General features: G+C 75.4%; 1 protein-coding gene. It reads left to right on the forward strand.

Annotated elements, in window-relative coordinates; all coding sequences use genetic code 11:
* Positions 1–1710 (forward strand): tetratricopeptide repeat protein (locus H5J30_RS31465; protein WP_181790964.1); only part of this gene is annotated, 1710 nt, incomplete at both ends.

Below are 1710 nucleotides of genomic sequence, written 5' to 3' on the forward strand. Positions count from 1 at the left end.
GTGGAGCACGTCCGCAGCTCCCGCTTCCGGGTGCACGACCTGGTGCGCCGCTTCGCGTACGCCCGCCTGCTCGACGAGGAGGACCCCGAGGTGCGCGCCGCCGCGCACGAGCGGCTGATCCGCAGCTACGCGGAGCTGGCCGACTCGGTGATCCGGCTGGTCGACGGGCGCACGTCGACGCGCGCCGACCGGTTCGGCTCGCACGGCTTCACCTCGCTGGACTCCGCGCTGCGCTGGCTGGACGACGAGCAGAGCTTCATCACCGCTGCCCTGCGGCACGCCGAAGGCGTGGACCAGGCCGCCGTGCTGCACCTGCTGGGCGCGCTCGCGGACTACTGCCTGCTGCGCGGCGACCTGTACCGCCTCGGCGAGCTGAACGAGCTGACGAAGGCCGCCGACCAGGGGCTGCTGATGCGCTCGGTGCAGTGGCGTACGGGCGTCGCCGCCCGGCAGCTCGGCGAGCTGGACAAGGCCCGCTCGACGCTGTCCTCCGTGGTCGACCTCTACCGCGAGGCACAGCACTCCGCCGGCGCCGCCCGCGCCCTGCGCGACCTGGGCATCACGCTGCAGCAGCAGGGCAGCCTGCGGGAGGCGGAGGCCAAGCTGCGCGAGGCCCTGCAGATGCAGCAGGGCGAGAACATGCGCGGCGACCGCGCCTGGACGCTGCACGCCCTGGCGGCCGTGCTGCGCGACCGCGCGCAGCTGGGCGACGCGCTGGCCCTGCTGGACCAGGCGCTCGCGCTGCACCAGGAGAGCGAGAGCGTGCACGGCCAGGCGTGGGCGCACTTCCAGCTCGGCCAGGTGCAGTTGCGGATGGGCAACGTACCGGGAGCCGAGCAGCAGCTGGAGGAGGCCCTTGAGCAGTACGCGCGCACGCGGGACGGCCGCGGCGAGGCGTGGGCGATGACGCAGCTCGCCCGCGCCCGGCTGGTCGCCGCCGACCCGGCCGCGGCGGTGACGCAGCTCAAGGCGGCCCTCGCCCGGCACCGGGAGAACGACGACGCGCGGGGCGAGGCGTGGACGCTGTACTACCTGGGCCAGGCCCAGGAGGGCGCCGGCAAGCGCGAGTCGGCGGTACGGGCGCTGGAGCGGTCCCGCTCGATGTTCAGTCGCATGCGCGACGTGTACGGGCTGGCCTGCGCGCGGCACCACTCCGCGCGGGTCACCCGCGACCTGCGCGCCGAGCAGACCGGCACCCTGCGCAACAGCGGCTTCGCCCGGCAGCTCCTCCAGGATGCCCGGCAGGACTTCCGCCGGGTGGGCGTGGCCCACGGCGAGGCGTGGTCGTGCATCGAGCTGGCGGTGATCGACGCGGGCAACGGCCGCGCGGGGCAGGCGCTGGAGCTGGTCGACACGGCGATCGACCTGTTCGGCGGCATCGGCGACCGACGCGGGGCCACGTGGGCCCGGTTCCTGCGCTGCACGCTGCTGCCGTTCGCCTCGCCGGGCGGCTCGGTGGTGGGCGCGGCGGTGGCGCAGCAGGAGCTGTCGGAGCTGCTGGACGAGCTGCGCACGGCGACCGCGGGCCGCCGCGGGGTGGTCGACCCGGCGCTGGAGGACTACGCGGAGACGTTCCAGCTCGTGCTGGAGCGCGGCGTGGAGCCCGAGACGGGCTGGCAGGCGTGGCGCCTGGGCATGGTCCCGAGCCGCCACGCCCGCGAGGTCATGGGCGTCCCCCTGGACGGCGCCTCACCCACGGGCGACGGCGCC

The organism is Streptomyces phytophilus (assembly GCF_013870535.1).
GTDB lineage: Bacteria > Actinomycetota > Actinomycetes > Streptomycetales > Streptomycetaceae > Streptomyces > Streptomyces phytophilus.